General features: G+C 60.9%; 16 protein-coding genes. 5 read left to right on the top strand and 11 right to left on the bottom strand.

The window, feature by feature from the left end:
• Positions 1-77 precede the first annotated feature (77 nt).
• The 3 genes from secB to HYE77_RS21600 are packed head-to-tail and all read right to left on the bottom strand — an operon-like array spanning position 78 to position 1,275.
• Complete coding sequence (gene secB, locus HYE77_RS21610; RefSeq protein ID WP_003218009.1) at positions 78-563, bottom strand: protein-export chaperone SecB; 486 nt, start codon at positions 561-563, stop codon at positions 78-80.
• 42 nt (positions 564-605) lie between these two features.
• On the bottom strand, positions 606-860 hold the full coding sequence (grxC, locus tag HYE77_RS21605) for a glutaredoxin 3 (RefSeq protein WP_003218011.1): 255 nt from the start codon (positions 858-860) through the stop codon (positions 606-608).
• A 1-nt stretch (position 861) separates the two neighbouring features.
• Positions 862-1,275, bottom strand: coding sequence for a rhodanese-like domain-containing protein (locus HYE77_RS21600; RefSeq protein WP_003218014.1), 414 nt, complete (start codon positions 1,273-1,275; stop codon positions 862-864).
• Between the two features lie 151 nt (positions 1,276-1,426).
• Here HYE77_RS21600 and gpmI point away from each other — a divergent pair, with 151 nt between their 5' ends.
• Positions 1,427-2,953: a 2,3-bisphosphoglycerate-independent phosphoglycerate mutase gene (gene gpmI, locus HYE77_RS21595; RefSeq protein WP_177069304.1), complete on the top strand. Its 1,527-nt coding sequence runs from the start codon at positions 1,427-1,429 to the stop codon at positions 2,951-2,953.
• 217 nt (positions 2,954-3,170) lie between these two features.
• Here the strand turns inward: gpmI and HYE77_RS21590 are convergent, their stop codons facing one another.
• Complete coding sequence (locus HYE77_RS21590) at positions 3,171-3,683, bottom strand: PBECR2 nuclease fold domain-containing protein (RefSeq protein WP_177069303.1); 513 nt, start codon at positions 3,681-3,683, stop codon at positions 3,171-3,173.
• Positions 3,684-3,979: 296 nt separating this feature from the next.
• Between HYE77_RS21590 and HYE77_RS21585 the strand changes: the two genes are divergently transcribed.
• The 4 genes from HYE77_RS21585 (at position 3,980) to HYE77_RS21570 (ending at position 8,786) form a co-directional block, all read left to right on the top strand.
• On the top strand, positions 3,980-5,284 hold the full coding sequence (locus tag HYE77_RS21585; protein WP_177069302.1) for a murein hydrolase activator EnvC: 1,305 nt from the start codon (positions 3,980-3,982) through the stop codon (positions 5,282-5,284).
• A 31-nt stretch (positions 5,285-5,315) separates the two neighbouring features.
• Positions 5,316-6,623: a S41 family peptidase gene (locus tag HYE77_RS21580; protein ID WP_003218023.1), complete on the top strand. Its 1,308-nt coding sequence runs from the start codon at positions 5,316-5,318 to the stop codon at positions 6,621-6,623.
• Position 6,624: 1 nt separating this feature from the next.
• On the top strand, positions 6,625-7,407 hold the full coding sequence (locus HYE77_RS21575; protein WP_008435686.1) for a divergent polysaccharide deacetylase family protein: 783 nt from the start codon (positions 6,625-6,627) through the stop codon (positions 7,405-7,407).
• Between the two features lie 74 nt (positions 7,408-7,481).
• Complete coding sequence (locus tag HYE77_RS21570; RefSeq protein ID WP_177069301.1) at positions 7,482-8,786, top strand: Vps62-related protein; 1,305 nt, start codon at positions 7,482-7,484, stop codon at positions 8,784-8,786.
• Here HYE77_RS21570 and HYE77_RS21565 read toward each other — a convergent pair.
• The 7 genes from HYE77_RS21565 to HYE77_RS21535 all read right to left on the bottom strand — a co-directional run bounded on the left by HYE77_RS21565 (position 8,739) and on the right by HYE77_RS21535 (position 14,527).
• The gene (locus tag HYE77_RS21565; protein ID WP_003218028.1) at positions 8,739-9,497 is read right to left on the bottom strand and encodes an ABC transporter substrate-binding protein; all 759 of its coding nucleotides are present in this window, start codon (positions 9,495-9,497) and stop codon (positions 8,739-8,741) included. The two genes, HYE77_RS21570 and HYE77_RS21565, sit on opposite strands and share 48 nt — an antisense overlap.
• Before the next feature lie 66 nt (positions 9,498-9,563).
• Positions 9,564-10,334, bottom strand: a complete 771-nt coding sequence (hisF, locus tag HYE77_RS21560) for an imidazole glycerol phosphate synthase subunit HisF (protein WP_003218030.1) — start codon at positions 10,332-10,334, stop codon at positions 9,564-9,566.
• A 9-nt stretch (positions 10,335-10,343) separates the two neighbouring features.
• Positions 10,344-11,081 (bottom strand): 1-(5-phosphoribosyl)-5-[(5-phosphoribosylamino)methylideneamino]imidazole-4-carboxamide isomerase, encoded by a 738-nt coding sequence (gene hisA / locus HYE77_RS21555; RefSeq protein WP_003187784.1) that lies wholly within the window; start codon positions 11,079-11,081, stop codon positions 10,344-10,346.
• Positions 11,082-11,120: 39 nt separating this feature from the next.
• Positions 11,121-11,378, bottom strand: a complete 258-nt coding sequence (locus tag HYE77_RS21550) for a DUF2164 domain-containing protein (RefSeq protein WP_003218033.1) — start codon at positions 11,376-11,378, stop codon at positions 11,121-11,123.
• Positions 11,378-12,016 (bottom strand): imidazole glycerol phosphate synthase subunit HisH, encoded by a 639-nt coding sequence (hisH, locus tag HYE77_RS21545; RefSeq protein WP_003218034.1) that lies wholly within the window; start codon positions 12,014-12,016, stop codon positions 11,378-11,380. The genes HYE77_RS21550 and hisH overlap by 1 nt, the downstream gene beginning before the upstream one ends.
• On the bottom strand, positions 12,016-12,609 hold the full coding sequence (gene hisB / locus HYE77_RS21540) for an imidazoleglycerol-phosphate dehydratase HisB (RefSeq protein WP_003218037.1): 594 nt from the start codon (positions 12,607-12,609) through the stop codon (positions 12,016-12,018). The genes hisH and hisB overlap by 1 nt, the downstream gene beginning before the upstream one ends.
• 256 nt (positions 12,610-12,865) lie before the next feature.
• Positions 12,866-14,527, bottom strand: coding sequence for an OFA family MFS transporter (locus HYE77_RS21535; protein WP_003218039.1), 1,662 nt, complete (start codon positions 14,525-14,527; stop codon positions 12,866-12,868).
• Between the last annotated feature and the right edge of the window lie 122 nt (positions 14,528-14,649).

Raw genomic sequence — 14,649 nt, 5'->3', positions numbered from 1 at the left:
CGAAGATATCGACTGAAGTACCGCATTCGCGAGCAAGCCCGCTCCCACATTGGATCGGCGTCGTTGCTCAGAACAGCTTACTGAACCGTTGGTGAGCCTTCCTGTTGCATGCGCTGCAGCTCTTGCGCATACAGGGCATCGAAGTTCACTGGAGCCAGCATCAGCGCCGGGAACGAGCCACGGGTGACCAGGCTGTCCAGGGTCTCACGGGCATACGGGAACAGGATGTTCGGGCAGAACGCGCCCAGGGTGTGGCTCATGGACGCTTCGTCCAGGCCCTGGATCAGGAAGATACCGGCCTGTTGCACTTCAGCAATGAAGGCCACTTCTTCGCCGTTCTTGACGGTGACCGACAGGGTCAGCACGACCTCGTGGAAGTCACCTTCCAGGGCCTTCTGACGGGTGTTCAGGTCCAGCGCAACGCTCGGGGTCCATTCCTGACGGAAGATGGCCGGGCTTTTCGGCGCTTCGAACGACAAGTCACGCACGTAAATACGCTGCAGGGAAAATTGTGGGCCTTGAGCTTCTTCTGCTGCCGCTTCGGTGTTCTGTTGGTCAGTCATCGCAGATCCTTCGTGATCTTGGGGTCTTTTAGGGGTTAGGAGTCAGACGTGAAGCAGCGCATCCAGTTTACCGGCGCGCTCGAGTGCGAACAGGTCATCGCAACCACCGACATGCTTGTCACCGATCCAGATCTGCGGCACGGACGTGCGTCCCGCTTTCTTGGTCATCTCGGCGCGCACCTGGGGCTTGCCATCAACCTTGATCTCTTCGAAGACAACGCCCTTTTTCACAAGCAGGGCCTTGGCCCGCATGCAATAAGGGCAATAATCGCTGGAATAAACGACAACCTGGCTCATATCACTTCACCAGCGGCAGGTTATCGCCACGCCAGCTGGAAATACCACCCGACAGTTTGGCGGCGTTGAAGCCGGTTTTCAGCATCTCGCGGGCGTGGGTGCCGGAGTGCTGGCCCTGGGCGTCGACCAGGATAATGGTCTTGGCCTTGTGCTTTTCCAGCTCGGCCAGGCGCGAAATCAGTTTGTCCTGGGGAATGTTCAGCGCGCCGACAATGTGACCGGCGGCGAAATCCTTGGCGGGACGAATGTCCACCACTACGGCCTCATCCTTGTTGACCAGGGCGGTCAGCTCGGACGTGCTGAGGCTGCGGCCACCGCGGCTCAATTCGTGAGCGATCAGCAGCGCCAGCAGTACGACGAACGCACCAGCGAGCAAATAGTGGGTAGTGGCAAATGCAATCAGGTGATCAACCATCAAGGAGGTTCCAGGGCGTTAAAATGGCGGTAAGTATACACAGCCGTCATGGTCGGCCAACCCCCGTAAAGCGGTGACGTGGTCGGAACTTCGCTTTAAACTGCCACTCCCTTTTCTATTCCCTTCATTCATTACCGCCGCGAGAGGATCTATGACTACTACGCCTAAACCTTTGGTCCTGATAATTCTCGATGGCTTCGGACACAGTGAAAGCCACCACGACAACGCCGTGTACTCGGCCAGCAAGCCAGTACTGGACCGTCTGAGCGCTACCGTTCCGAACGGCCTGATCTCGGGCTCGGGCATGGATGTTGGCCTGCCGGACGGCCAAATGGGCAACTCGGAAGTCGGCCATATGAATCTCGGTGCCGGACGAGTGGTCTATCAAGACTTCACCCGCGTGACCAAAGCGATCCGCGACGGTGAGTTTTTCGAGAACCCAAACATCTGCGCGGCAGTGGATAAAGCGGTCAAGGCCGGCAAGGCCGTGCACTTCATGGGCCTGCTGTCGGACGGCGGCGTCCACAGCCACCAGGACCACCTGATCGCCATGGCCGAACTGGCCTTCAAGCGCGGCGCCGAGAAGATCTACCTGCACGCGTTCCTCGACGGCCGCGACACCCCGCCGAAAAGTGCCCAGTCCTCCATCGAACTGCTGGATGAAACCTTCAAGACCCTCGGCAAAGGCCGCATCGCCAGCCTGGTTGGCCGCTACTTCGCCATGGACCGCGACAACCGCTGGGACCGCGTGGCACAGGCCTACAACCTGATCGTCGACGGCCAGGCCGAATTCAACGCCGCCACCGCCCAGAAAGGCCTGGAAGCCGCCTACGCCCGTGGCGAGAGTGACGAGTTCGTCAAGGCCACCACCATCGGCGAACCGGTCAAGGTCGAAGATGGCGACGCCGTGGTGTTCATGAACTTCCGCGCCGACCGTGCCCGCGAGCTGAGCCACGTATTCGTCGATGCCGGCTTCAAGGACTTCGAGCGCGCCCGCCAGCCGAAAGTCGAATTCGTGATGCTGACCCAATACGCCGCCAACATCCCGGCCCCGTCGGCATTCGCCCCGGGCAGCCTGGAAAACGTGCTGGGGGATTACCTGGCGAAAAACGGCAAGACCCAACTGCGCATTGCCGAAACCGAGAAATACGCCCACGTGACCTTCTTCTTCTCCGGCGGTCGTGAAGAACCGTTCCCGGGTGAAGAACGCATCCTGATTCCGTCGCCGAAAGTCGCCACCTACGACCTGCAGCCGGAGATGAGTGCCCCGGAAGTCACGGACAAGATCGTCGACGCCATCGAACACCAGCGCTACGACGTGATCGTGGTCAACTACGCCAACGGTGACATGGTGGGCCACAGCGGCAACCTGGAAGCGGCGGTAAAAGCCGTGGAATGCCTGGACCTGTGCGTCGGCCGCATCGTCGACGCGCTGGAAAAGGTGGGCGGCGAAGCGCTGATCACCGCTGACCACGGCAACTGCGAGCAAATGTCCGACGAATCCACCGGACAGGCCCACACCGCCCACACCACCGAGCCGGTGCCATTCATCTACGTAGGCAAACGTGACTTTAAAGTACGTGATGGCGGCGTGCTGGCCGACGTGGCACCGACCATGTTGATGCTGATGGGGCTGGAGAAGCCGAAAGAGATGACTGGCACTTCGATTCTGGTCTGACACAGTTCAGGGGTTGCTCAAAACAGGCAGCCCGTCAATAATGGACTCGAGCGCGAAACCAGTTGCCTCCAGCGGCGATAACTGGCGTAGGAACCCCGCAGATGGCTGGATATCCGCGTAGGGTGAGACCTCCACACCCCTGCTTGAGGGTGTGTATATGAATATCAAGCAAGCACTACTTAGGGCAGTTCGAAAGAGCTGCCCTTTTCTTTGGGCGTCACAAAAGCTCGTAACGCTTGTAGAGCAACTCACCATGACGATGCTTGTTCAAGGCCTTGGCGTCTGTCTGCATGAAGCTCCACAGCACATTGCCAGCCTGAATATTGACCACCACCAGCATCTGCCTCCTGGATTCATAAGCCCCAATGAATGCTAAACGGGCGGAGCAATCGCTATAAGCAACACGCCATATTTCCAGAGGCCCAGTCAATGTGTCCAAGGCGAACCTGACATAACGCTCTCTGGCGTCCTGCCGCTTTTCAACAATGTGCTGCAGACAGCTACGCCTGATCGCTATTTGCCCCAAAGGCGAGGCAACTTCCACTTCCGAACAGCTCGAATGGGCAATGCCAAAATGCATTGCGACTATATCGATGGCCGCTTCGACATCGTTGCCGGCGGCCACTTCCTCAAGTGGACGCGCTCGCAAAGCCCGATCCAGACTACGAAGATCGGGAAGCCCATAATCAAGCCACGTTTGCTGGCCTTTTGACTCGTGAATACAAGGCATTACTCACTATGCCGACCGTCGGATTAACAGGGCCGAAGAGTCTATTCCGAGCGCAAATGCACCGTCAGGGTGGAGCATTTCAAGGCATTTCGCGAAGCACACAAAACAACTGCAGAAGCACGACACGACGCTCTCAACCGCTCGTCGCCTTCAAAGGGCTATGGGACTTGCCCACAATTGCTTGCAGAATGCGGCCACTGGGCACCTAACTTGCCTGCCAAGCCGAATTGGGCGTTTTTTTTGCAGCGCTTGGCGGGCATACTAGGCCGTCCCTTTCCCTGGTGTCGCCCGCCTCTATGCTTCGCGCCTTGATTACCCTTGCTCTTGTCTGCCTGCTCCAACCGGCGTTTGCCGATGAGCGCGCACAAACCCAACAACAGTTGGACGCTACGCGTCAGGACATTACCGAGCTGAAGAAGCTGCTCGGCAAGCTCCAGGAAGAGAAGTCCGGCGTGCAGAAAGACCTGCGCGGCACGGAAACCGAGATGGGCAAGCTGGAGAAGCAGGTCCAGGAGCTGCAAAAAGAACTAAAGAAGAGCGAGTCGGAACTGGAGCGACTCGACGCTGAGAAAAAAAAACTCCAGAGCGCCCGCGTTGAACAGCAACGCCTGATCGCGATCCAGGCCCGCGCCGCTTACCAGAACGGCCGCCAGGAATACCTCAAGCTGCTGCTCAACCAGCAGAACCCGGAAAAGTTCGCCCGCACCCTTACCTATTACGACTACCTGAGCAAGGCCCGCCTGGAGCAACTGAAAAGCTTCAACGAGACCCTGCGCCAGTTGGCCAACGTCGAGCAGGAAATCGCCAACCAGCAGTCGCAGCTGCTCGACCAGAAAACCGCCCTCGACAGCCAGCGCGACGAACTGGACAAGGTCCGCAAGGAGCGCCAGCAGGCGCTGGCCAAGCTGAATGACGACGTGAAGGCCCGTGACGCCAAGCTCCAGGCCCGCGAGCAAGACCAGGCCGACCTGGGCAAAGTCCTGAAAACCATCGAGGAAACCCTCGCTCGCCAGGCCCGTGAGGCAGAGCAGGCGCGGCAAAAAGCGCTGCTTGCCCAGCAGGAAGCCGAAAAAAAGCGCGAGCGTGAAGCCGCCGAGGCAGTCGCCAGCGCCACTACCGACGCCCCGCCCCCGCGTAAACCGGCGCGTGCAGCACCTGGCCCGCTGGTTTCCAGCGCCGGCGAATCCTTCGGCGGACCTTTTGCTTCAGCTCGGGGCAAACTTCCATGGCCAGTTGATGGTCGATTACTGGCACGCTTTGGTGAAACCCGTGGCGATGACACCCGCGCCAAGTGGGACGGTGTGATGATCAGTGCCGGTGCCGGCACCCAGGTCCACGCTATCCACGGCGGCCGCGTGGTATTCGCCGATTGGCTGCGTGGCGCAGGTTTGTTGGTGATTCTTGACCACGGTAATGGCTATTTGAGCCTTTACGGCCACAATCAAACTTTGCTTAAAGCGGCAGGTGATGTTGTAAAAGCCGGTGAATCCATCTCCACTGTCGGTAACAGTGGTGGCCAGGACACCCCGGCGCTGTACTTCGCTATTCGTCAGCAGGGCCGCCCGAGCGACCCGGCACAATGGTGCCGTACCCAAGGATAAGGGTCGCATCTACATTAGGAGTTCGTTCGACATGCTGCATTTGTCCCGCCTCACATCGCTGGCCCTGACGATCGCTCTGGTGATCGGCGCGCCTTTGGCATTCGCCGACCAGACCGCCCAGTCGGCCACGGCCGCGACCACCAAGGCCCCGCTGCCGCTGGACGAGTTGCGCACCTTTGCCGAGGTCATGGACCGGATCAAGGCCGCTTATGTCGAACCTGTGGACGACAAGACCCTGCTGGAAAATGCCATCAAGGGCATGCTCAGCAACCTTGACCCGCACTCCGCCTACCTGGGCCCGGAAGATTTCGCCGAGCTGCAGGAGAGCACCAGCGGTGAATTCGGTGGCCTGGGCATTGAAGTCGGCGCCGACGACGGCAACATCAAGGTCGTTTCGCCGATCGATGACACCCCTGCGTCCAAGGCCGGCATCCAGGCCGGTGACTTTATCGTCAAGATCAACGGCCAGCCGACCCGCGGCCAGACCATGACCGAAGCCGTCGACAAGATGCGCGGCAAGATCGGCCAGAAAATCACCCTGACCCTGGTGCGCGACGGCGGCACGCCGTTCGACGTAACCCTGACCCGCGCTACCATCACGGTCAAGAGCGTGAAGAGCCAGCTGCTGGAGTCGGGCTACGGCTACATCCGTATCACCCAGTTCCAGGTCAAGACCGGCGACGAAGTGGCCAAGGCCCTCGCCAAGCTGCGCAAAGACAACGGCAAGAAACTCAGCGGCATCGTGCTCGACCTGCGCAACAACCCGGGCGGCGTGTTGCAGGCCGCTGTGGAGGTGGTCGACCACTTCATCACCAAGGGCCTGATCGTCTACACCAAGGGCCGTATCGCCAACTCCGAGCTGCGCTTCTCGGCCACCGGCAACGACCTCAGCGAAGGCGTGCCGATGGTTGTGCTGATCAACGGCGGCAGCGCCTCGGCTTCGGAAATCGTCGCCGGCGCCCTGCAAGACCAGAAACGCGGCGTGCTGATGGGCACCACCAGCTTCGGCAAAGGCTCGGTGCAAACCGTGCTGCCGCTGAACAACGAGCGTGCCTTGAAGATCACCACGGCGCTGTACTACACGCCGAACGGTCGCTCGATCCAGGCCCAGGGCATCGTGCCGGACATCGAAGTGCGCAAGGCCAAGATCACCAACGAAGCCGACAGCGAGTTCTACAAGGAAGCGGACCTGCAAGGCCACCTGGGCAATGGCAACGGCGGCGCCGACCAGCCGACCGGCAGCGGCTCGAAAGCCAAGCCGATGCCGCAGGACGACGATTATCAGTTGGCCCAGGCGCTGAGCCTGCTCAAGGGCCTGAGCATTACGCGCAGCCGTTGATATGCGCCGTGGACTGATCATCGCTTTGCTGTGCTGTCTGGCGGGAGTTGCCCAAGGCAACCCCGCCAGTGCAGCCCCCGCTGAACACAAAGCCTACCTGACCCTGATCATCGACGACCTTGGGCAAAACCTGCCCCGGGATCGTCGTGTGCTCGCCCTGCCCGGCCCGGTGACCACGGCGATCATGCCCGACACACCCCACGCCGCCGAATTCGCCCGCGAAGCCCACAAGGCCGGCAAGATCGTCATCCTGCACATGCCCATGGACCCGGCCACCGGCCCGTTCGCCTGGCACCCCGACCTGCCTATCGAAGAGCTCGGCAAACGCCTGGACGCGGCCTTCAAGGCAGTGCCCTACACCGCCGGAATCAACAACCACATGGGCAGTCGCATGACCGCCCAGCCGGAGGCCATGGCCTGGTTGATGGGTGAGCTGCAACGACGCCACAAGTTCTTCGTCGACAGCCGCACCAGCGCTAAAACCGTCGCCGCCGCCGAGGCGCAAAAGATTGGCCTGGCCAGCGTCTCGCGGGATGTGTTCCTCGACGACGAACGCACCGAAGCGGCCATCACCACCCAGCTGCAGACCGCGATCAAGCTGGCCCACAAACAGGGGTCGGCGGTGATGATCGGCCACCCTTATCCACAGACCCTGGCGGTACTCGAACGTGAGCTGCCCAAGCTCAAGGCCCAGGGCGTCGAGTGGATCGACATCAAGTTGATGATCAGCCTGCGCAGCAACCAGGCCATGGCCGGCCACGGAAAAAACGGCACTTACCGCTAGTGCTATATAGCTACCGCGCCTGACCGAGCGGACTCTTCGATAGTGGATCTTCGTATCCACTGGAGAGTCTGTAGATGAACTCACTGCAATACAAAGACCTGCTGATCAACTTCACCACCGAGTTCGTTCCTGTATGGAACGACAAAGGCACTCGCGCCGAGAAACCCGTGACCTTCTGGCGCCCGAGCACATCCTCCGACGCGCTGGGCAACTTCGTCCCGCTGGGTGATGTGGCGGTGGCGGGTTACCACAACATCAATCAACTGAACATCGTCGCTGTTGTCAGCGAAGTTGACCGGGAGAATGGCACCGCCTTGCGGCCCCCCGTCGACTTCGAGAGAGTCTGGGAACACTCGGGACCAAGGGCACGCGCCAATTTCTCAATCTGGCGGCCCACCGCTCCAGAAGGTTATGTGGCGATGGGGCTGGTCTGTGGCCTCGGTAACGACAAACCACCACGCAATACCATCCGCTGTGTCAGAGAAGACCTGGTGACTCAGGCCTATGTCGACCAGTTGATCTGGAGCGACCAAGGCAGCGGCGCCCACCGGGACTTCAGCGCCTGGGGTGTCTCCCCGTCGCAAGCAGCTCCTGGCCAAGCCTACCTGGCACCGGGCACCTTTACCGGCGCCGAGGGCTATGCCAAGCCAACCAGGCAACGCCCGGTGCACGCCCTGCGGCTGGACCTTGCGCTTCATTCCGAAGATTTGCCGCCACTTTCACCCGAAATGGCACCAGGACGCACGATGCCGGAGCAGGTAACAGAGGGCATTCATGTGTGCGAACTGCCCTGGTTTACCGTGAACGACCCGACCCTGACGCCCCTGGAAAAACTGCAAACCTGCCCGGTATATCGGTTGAAAAGAATCGACCAGTACAGCTTGGTGGCCAGCGGTCAAAACACCACGCCAGCAAGCCAAACCTTCAGTTGGGTATTCGCAAAAGGAGAGATCAGTGACTTCTCCATGGGCCTGCGCTCCTTGACCGGCGTCGATATAAAGGCTGCCTGGGCACCCCGGCATCCGTTGAGTATCAGTGCCAACCTCAATCGCGACTTCACGCATACGGGCTTGACCGCACAAGGCTGGGAACGGGAGGGCGTGGCGGATGTGATGGCTTACATCCCGGCGAATAAATCCATCGCTGCCTACCTGGTCAAAAGCCGATACGAGCTATTGCGGGCTGACGGCAGCCAGCTCGGGCCAACCCTGACCTATGCCAGCGGAGATAACGTCTACTTCAGCGAGCTGCTGCAACCTGAAGCGGCGGTTACTGCTGTTGAGGAGCCAGAGGAAGTACCAGCAGCGGTGCCCGAGCCCACAGAAAACAACCTAGAGATAACGCCCCATGATTTCATCGACGACACCCTCCTGCCGTAACTGATCGAGGGCCGCCTGGAGTTTCGCCACTACGTCATCCGGCACGTTTTTGTTCAGCGCCAGGTACAGCTCCGCGCTGTTGAAACGCAACACAGTCTTGAGCCCGGTCACCCCGACCTGGCGTGCCAGATAACGGCCCGCCGGGTCCCCGGTGGCCCACAGGTCGATCTGGCCATCCACCAGCTTTTTCGCGTTGTCCTGATCCCGCAACACGATTACCGGCTTGAGCCCCTGCTTCTCCAGGCTCTCGGCGATGGCGTCGCCCTTGTAGGCGCCGATCTTGTAGCGCCGCGCCTGCTCAAGGTCGCTCAGCTGGATCTTGCTGTCAGCCTTGGCCAGCAGCACCCAATCGTCCGGGCCGATGGGGCCGACCCATTTGAACAGCGCCTCACGGTCCGGCAAGCGCGCCATCACGAACACGCCGTAACCGGGTTTTTCCAGGGCGAGTTTGTAGATCCGGTCCCAAGGGAACCGCAGGGTCAGGTTGTAGGAAATACCGGCACGCTGGAACGTCTCGCGGACGATGTCCACGGCAATGCCTTCGATGTTCTCTTCCTTGGCGAAGTTCTTGCCGTTTTTCGCCATGTTGTACGGCGGGAAGTTTTCCGTCAGCAACACCAGGGAAGCGCCGTCGGACGGTTCATCAGCGTAAGCCGAACCCGTCAGCAGAACGGTGGTACTGGCGAGGGCGAGCAGCAGGTCTTTGAACATGAAAGTTACCGGAATCCATGGCAAGCCCAGAGAGTGCCGCGAGCCTGCCATGGTGTCCAGTGACGTTTAGCGTACGACGATACCGCGCGCCGCCATGTAGGCCTTGGCCTCAGGCACGGTGTATTCGCCAAAGTGGAAAATACTCGCCGCCAGCACTGCGCTGGCGTGGCCTTCGATCACGCCGTCGGCCAGGTGCTGCAGGTTGCCGACGCCGCCGGAAGCAATCACCGGGATGCCCAGTGCGTCGCTGATGGCGCGGGTCACGCCCAGGTCGAAGCCGTTTTTCATGCCGTCCTGGTCCATGCTGGTCAGCAGGATTTCACCGGCACCCAGGGCTTCCATCTTCATCGCCCACTGCACGGCATCCAGCCCGGTCGGCTTGCGCCCGCCGTGGGTGAAGATCTCCCAGCGCGGGGTTTCGCCCGGGCCGGAGACTTTCTTGGCGTCGATGGCAACCACGATGCATTGCGAACCGAAGTGCTGTGCGGCTTCGCCGACAAATTCCGGGTTGAACACCGCCGCGGTGTTGATCGAAACCTTGTCCGCGCCGGCATTCAGCAGGTTGCGAATGTCCTGCACGGTACGCACGCCACCGCCCACGGTCAGCGGGATAAACACCTGGCTGGCCATGCGCTCCACGGTATGCAGCGTGGTGTCGCGACCATCGACGCTGGCGGTGATGTCGAGAAAGGTAATCTCGTCGGCGCCCTGTTCGTCGTAGCGACGGGCGATCTCCACCGGGTCGCCGGCGTCACGGATGTTCTCGAACTTGACGCCCTTGACCACGCGACCGTTGTCGACGTCCAGGCAAGGGATGATGCGTTTGGCCAGCGCCATGGTCAGTCCTCAGCCGTTGTAGGCGTCGCAGTAAGCCTGGGCTTCAGCGACGTCCAGGGTGCCTTCATAGATCGCCCGGCCGGTGATCGCGCCGATGATCCCCGGCGCCTTCGCGTCCAGCAGCGACTTGATGTCGCCCAGGTTGTGGATACCGCCGGAAGCGATCACCGGGATCTTGGTGGCCGCAGCCAGCGCAGCGGTGAACGGTACGTTGCAGCCCTGCATCATGCCGTCTTTGGCGATGTCGGTATAAACGATGGCGGAGACGCCGTCGGCTTCAAACTGCTTGGCGAGGTCGATCACCTGGACGGTGCTGATCTCGGCCCAGCCGTCGGTGGCGACGAAACCGTCCTTGGCGTCCAGGCCCACGATCACTTTGCCGGGGAACGCACGGCACGCTTCGGCGACGAAGGCCGGGTCTTTCACGGCCTTGGTGCCGATGATCACGTAGCTCACGCCTGCTTTCACGTAGTGTTCGATGGTTTCCAGGGAGCGGATGCCGCCGCCGATCTGGATCGGCAGGTTCGGGTAGCGCTTGGCGATCGCCGTCACCACTTCACCGTTGACCGGCTGGCCTTCGAACGCACCGTTCAAGTCCACCAGATGCAGACGACGGCAACCGCCTTCCACCCACTTGGCAGCCATGCTCACCGGGTCATCGGAGAACACCGTGGAATCTTCCATGCGGCCCTGGCGCAGACGTACGCAGGCGCCGTCCTTGAGATCGATTGCGGGAATAATCAGCATCTGGCAAACCTTATTCGATATTCAGCGTTGCTCGGGAAATCAGGGTTTCTCGAGCGCCCACAAGTCGCTTTCGATGCTTTCGAACCTTTCTTTAAGGTGCGTCTGCACATCGAAAATCGCCCTGTTGTAATAGTGCGGAGCAATTTCAGTGGTGAACAGTTCGAGGATTTCTGCGACCTCGAACGAGCCGAGCTTGAGCTCGAAGCGGTCTTCCATGAAACGCTTGATCTTGTCGGTGGCCTCACTCTCCTGCTGGGGAGTGAGGTTCAAGATCGGCGGCTTGACCTTCTTGGCCATTACCAGCGCCCGTCCCACGCGGCGAAGTTCTGCAGCAATTGCAGGCCATGGGTATGGCTCTTCTCCGGGTGGAATTGCACGGCAAAGCGCGAACCGTCGGCCAGGGCCGCGGCGAAGTCGACGCCATAGTGCCCGCCACCCACCACCTGGCGCGGGTTACCGGCGGCGATGTAATAGCTGTGTACGAAATAGAAACGCGCCAGGTCCGGCACTTCGTGCCACAGCGGGTGATCCACGGTCTGGCGCACTTCGTTCCAGCCCATGTGCGGCACCTTCAGGTGCTCGCCGTCTTCGTGCAGGTCCTTGCCGAAAAACTTCACCTGGCCCGGAAACAGACCGATGCAGTCGACGCCGTCGTTCTCTTCACTGCTGTCGAGCAAGGCTTGCATGCCCACGCAGATGCCGAGGAACGGCCGGTCCTGGCTGACTTCACGCACCAGGCTGTCGAAGCCCAGGCGACGAATCTCGGCCATGCAGTCGCGAATCGCGCCAACCCCCGGGAACACTACCCGGTCGGCTTCGCGAATCACGTCGGCATCGCTGGTGATCAGCACCTTGCCGGCACCTACGTGCTCGAGGGCCTTGGCCACCGAGTGCAGGTTACCCATGCCGTAGTCGATAACCGCGACCGTCTGCATTACAGGACGCCCTTGGTCGACGGCATTTGCCCGGCCATGCGGTCATCCAGCTCCACGGCCATGCGCAGGGCACGGCCGAAAGCCTTGAACACGGTCTCGATCTGGTGGTGGGTGTTGGTGCCACGCAGGTTGTCGATGTGCAGGCTGACCAGGGCGTGGTTGACGAAACCCTGGAAGAATTCCTGGAACAGGTCGACGTCGAAGCCGCCCACGGTGGCGCGGGTGTACGGCACGTGCATCTGCAGGCCCGGGCGGCCGGAGAAGTCGATGACCACACGCGACAGCGCTTCATCCAGCGGGACATAGGCGTGGCCGTAGCGACGGATGCCTTTCTTGTCGCCGATGGCTTTGGCAAATGCCTGGCCCAACGTGATACCGACGTCTTCCACCGTGTGGTGGTCGTCGATATGCAGGTCGCCCTTGCTGACGATATCCAGGTCGATCAGCCCGTGACGGGCGATCTGGTCCAGCATGTGCTCAAGAAAAGGTACACCGATATCAAATCGGGCCTTTCCGGTGCCATCCAGGTTGATCGAGGCTTTGATCTGGGTTTCCAGAGTGTCGCGCTCGACGGACGCCTTACGTTCGGCCATCACCAGCTCCGCAAAATCATTGGGCGAAAAAGGCAGCCATTATAGGGGCGCGGGCGCTAAACAGAAACATCGGAGGGGATAAGACTGATGGAGTGTCGGGGATAGACATGTCAGTACAAGTGTGGGAGCAGCTTTGTGTGTGAGCGGGCTTGCTCGCGAAGGCGGTGGGTCAGCCAATACATGTGCTGACTGATCCATCGCATTCGCGAGCAAGCCCGCTCCCACACAAGCCCGCTCCCACAAGGGTTACGCGGTGTTAGTGGAACAGGACTGCGGTTTTCTGCAGGGTGACCCACACGCCCCACGCCAACGGAATGCCCACCGCCAGCCAGGCGGCAACCGCCAATGGCACGCTGCCGGAGGAGGCTTTCCACTCCAGCACGGTGCTGGAATCGGCGCCCTTGTCATGGCCCAGCGCCTGCTCGGCAGCCAGTTCGGCGTCGGTCATGAAGTACTTGTCTGCCACCGGCCGGACCAGCAGGTTGCAGATAAAGCCCAGCACCAGCAGGCCGGCGAGGATGTACAAGGTGATGTCGTAGGCGGCAGCGCGTTCAACGCCGATGCTCAACTGATACTCACGCAGGTAGTTCACCAGCACCGGACCCAGTACGCCCGCCGCCGCCCAAGCGGTCAGCAGGCGACCGTGGATCGCACCCACCATTTGCGTACCGAACAGGTCCGCCAGGTAAGCCGGCACCGTCGCAAAACCACCGCCGTACATCGACAGGATGATGCAGAACGCCGCCACGAAAAGCGCGACGTTACCCAGGTGACCCAGGTTCGGGATCAACGCGTACAGGGCAAAGCCCAGGGCGAAGAACACGAAGTAGGTGTTTTTACGGCCCAGGTAGTCGGAGAACGATGCCCAGAAGAACCGGCCACCGATGTTGAACAGGCTCAACAGACCGGTAAAGCCGGCTGCGATGGCCGCGATGGAAGCCAGTTGGCCGGCATCCAGTTGGCCAAATGCCAGGCCGTTACCCAGCAACTTGCCGCCGAACACTTCCTGCAGCAGCGGCGAAGCCATGCCGAGGATGCCGATGCCGGCAGACACGTTCAGGCACAGCACCAGCCACACCAGGCGGAATTGCGGGGTTTTCCAGGCCACGTTCACGTGCACGTGACGGTGGGTGATCATCGCATTGCTGGCTTTTTTCGCCGGGGCAGTCCAGCCCTCAGGCTTCCAGCCGGTAGGCGGAACACGGTAGGACAAGGCGCCGCCGATCATGAACACGAAGTAGATCACGGCCATGACCACGAAGCTCTGCCACACGCCAACGCTGGTCGGCGAGGCAAAGTGGCCCATCAAGGCGGCTGCCAGCGGGGCACCCACCATCGCGCCGCCGCCGAAGCCCATGATCGCCATGCCGGTGGCCATGCCGCGCTTGTCCGGGAACCACTTGATCAGGGTCGAGACCGGCGAGATATAGCCCAGGCCCAGGCCGATACCGCCAATGACCCCGGAGCCGATCCACATCAGCCAGATCTGGTGGGTATAGATCCCCAACGCAGAGATCAGCAGGCCGCCACACCAGCACAAGGCCGAAACGACACCAGCCTTGCGTGGCCCGGCGTGTTCCAGCCAGCCGCCCCAGATCGCCGCGGAGCAGCCGAGGAAGATGAAGAACAGGGTGTAGATCCAGCCCAGCATGGAGATGGGCCAGTCGCATTGCGACGAGAAGACCTGGCTGATGAAGCTCATGTCCGGCGCGCAGGCGACCGGTGCGGTGATCCCCAGCGCCTTGGACAACGGCAGCCAGAACACCGAAAAACCGTAGGCCATGCCGATACACAGGTGGATCGCCAGGGCGGCCGGTGGTACCAGCCAACGGTTGAACCCGGGCTTGGCGATAATGCGTTCCTTGGACAGGAACGCAGGCTGTGCAGCAGTATTACCCGCCGCAGTGCTAGTGCTCATTGGTGTTTCCCCCAGTTATTAGTATGTGTCCGTCGGGCGCTCTCTCCCTCGGCCTTACACGCAAGGCGTGGCCGTTTTGTTGAGTAAAGCTCCTTTTAAACGCGACGTTTAGTCGCAGACGG

The organism is Pseudomonas sp. IPO3774 (assembly GCF_013386835.1).
Classification (GTDB): Bacteria; Pseudomonadota; Gammaproteobacteria; order Pseudomonadales; family Pseudomonadaceae; genus Aquipseudomonas.
This window is presented reverse-complemented; position numbering and strand designations above follow the sequence as displayed.

Bases quoted from the DNA above. Each gene is read 5' to 3' on its own strand.
- secB (WP_003218009.1), bottom strand. From the start codon at position 563: ATGACTGACCAACAGAACACCGAAGCGGCAGCAGAAGAAGCTCAAGGC.
- grxC (WP_003218011.1), bottom strand. From the start codon at position 860: ATGAGCCAGGTTGTCGTTTATTCCAGCGATTATTGCCCTTATTGCATG.
- HYE77_RS21600 (WP_003218014.1), bottom strand. From the start codon at position 1,275: ATGGTTGATCACCTGATTGCATTTGCCACTACCCACTATTTGCTCGCT.
- gpmI (WP_177069304.1), top strand. From the start codon at position 1,427: ATGACTACTACGCCTAAACCTTTGGTCCTGATAATTCTCGATGGCTTC.
- HYE77_RS21590 (WP_177069303.1), bottom strand. From the start codon at position 3,683: ATGCCTTGTATTCACGAGTCAAAAGGCCAGCAAACGTGGCTTGATTAT.
- HYE77_RS21585 (WP_177069302.1), top strand. From the start codon at position 3,980: ATGCTTCGCGCCTTGATTACCCTTGCTCTTGTCTGCCTGCTCCAACCG.
- HYE77_RS21580 (WP_003218023.1), top strand. From the start codon at position 5,316: ATGCTGCATTTGTCCCGCCTCACATCGCTGGCCCTGACGATCGCTCTG.
- HYE77_RS21575 (WP_008435686.1), top strand. From the start codon at position 6,625: ATGCGCCGTGGACTGATCATCGCTTTGCTGTGCTGTCTGGCGGGAGTT.
- HYE77_RS21570 (WP_177069301.1), top strand. From the start codon at position 7,482: ATGAACTCACTGCAATACAAAGACCTGCTGATCAACTTCACCACCGAG.
- HYE77_RS21565 (WP_003218028.1), bottom strand. From the start codon at position 9,497: ATGTTCAAAGACCTGCTGCTCGCCCTCGCCAGTACCACCGTTCTGCTG.
- hisF (WP_003218030.1), bottom strand. From the start codon at position 10,334: ATGGCGCTGGCCAAACGCATCATCCCTTGCCTGGACGTCGACAACGGT.
- hisA (WP_003187784.1), bottom strand. From the start codon at position 11,081: ATGCTGATTATTCCCGCAATCGATCTCAAGGACGGCGCCTGCGTACGT.
- HYE77_RS21550 (WP_003218033.1), bottom strand. From the start codon at position 11,378: ATGGCCAAGAAGGTCAAGCCGCCGATCTTGAACCTCACTCCCCAGCAG.
- hisH (WP_003218034.1), bottom strand. From the start codon at position 12,016: ATGCAGACGGTCGCGGTTATCGACTACGGCATGGGTAACCTGCACTCG.
- hisB (WP_003218037.1), bottom strand. From the start codon at position 12,609: ATGGCCGAACGTAAGGCGTCCGTCGAGCGCGACACTCTGGAAACCCAG.
- HYE77_RS21535 (WP_003218039.1), bottom strand. From the start codon at position 14,527: ATGAGCACTAGCACTGCGGCGGGTAATACTGCTGCACAGCCTGCGTTC.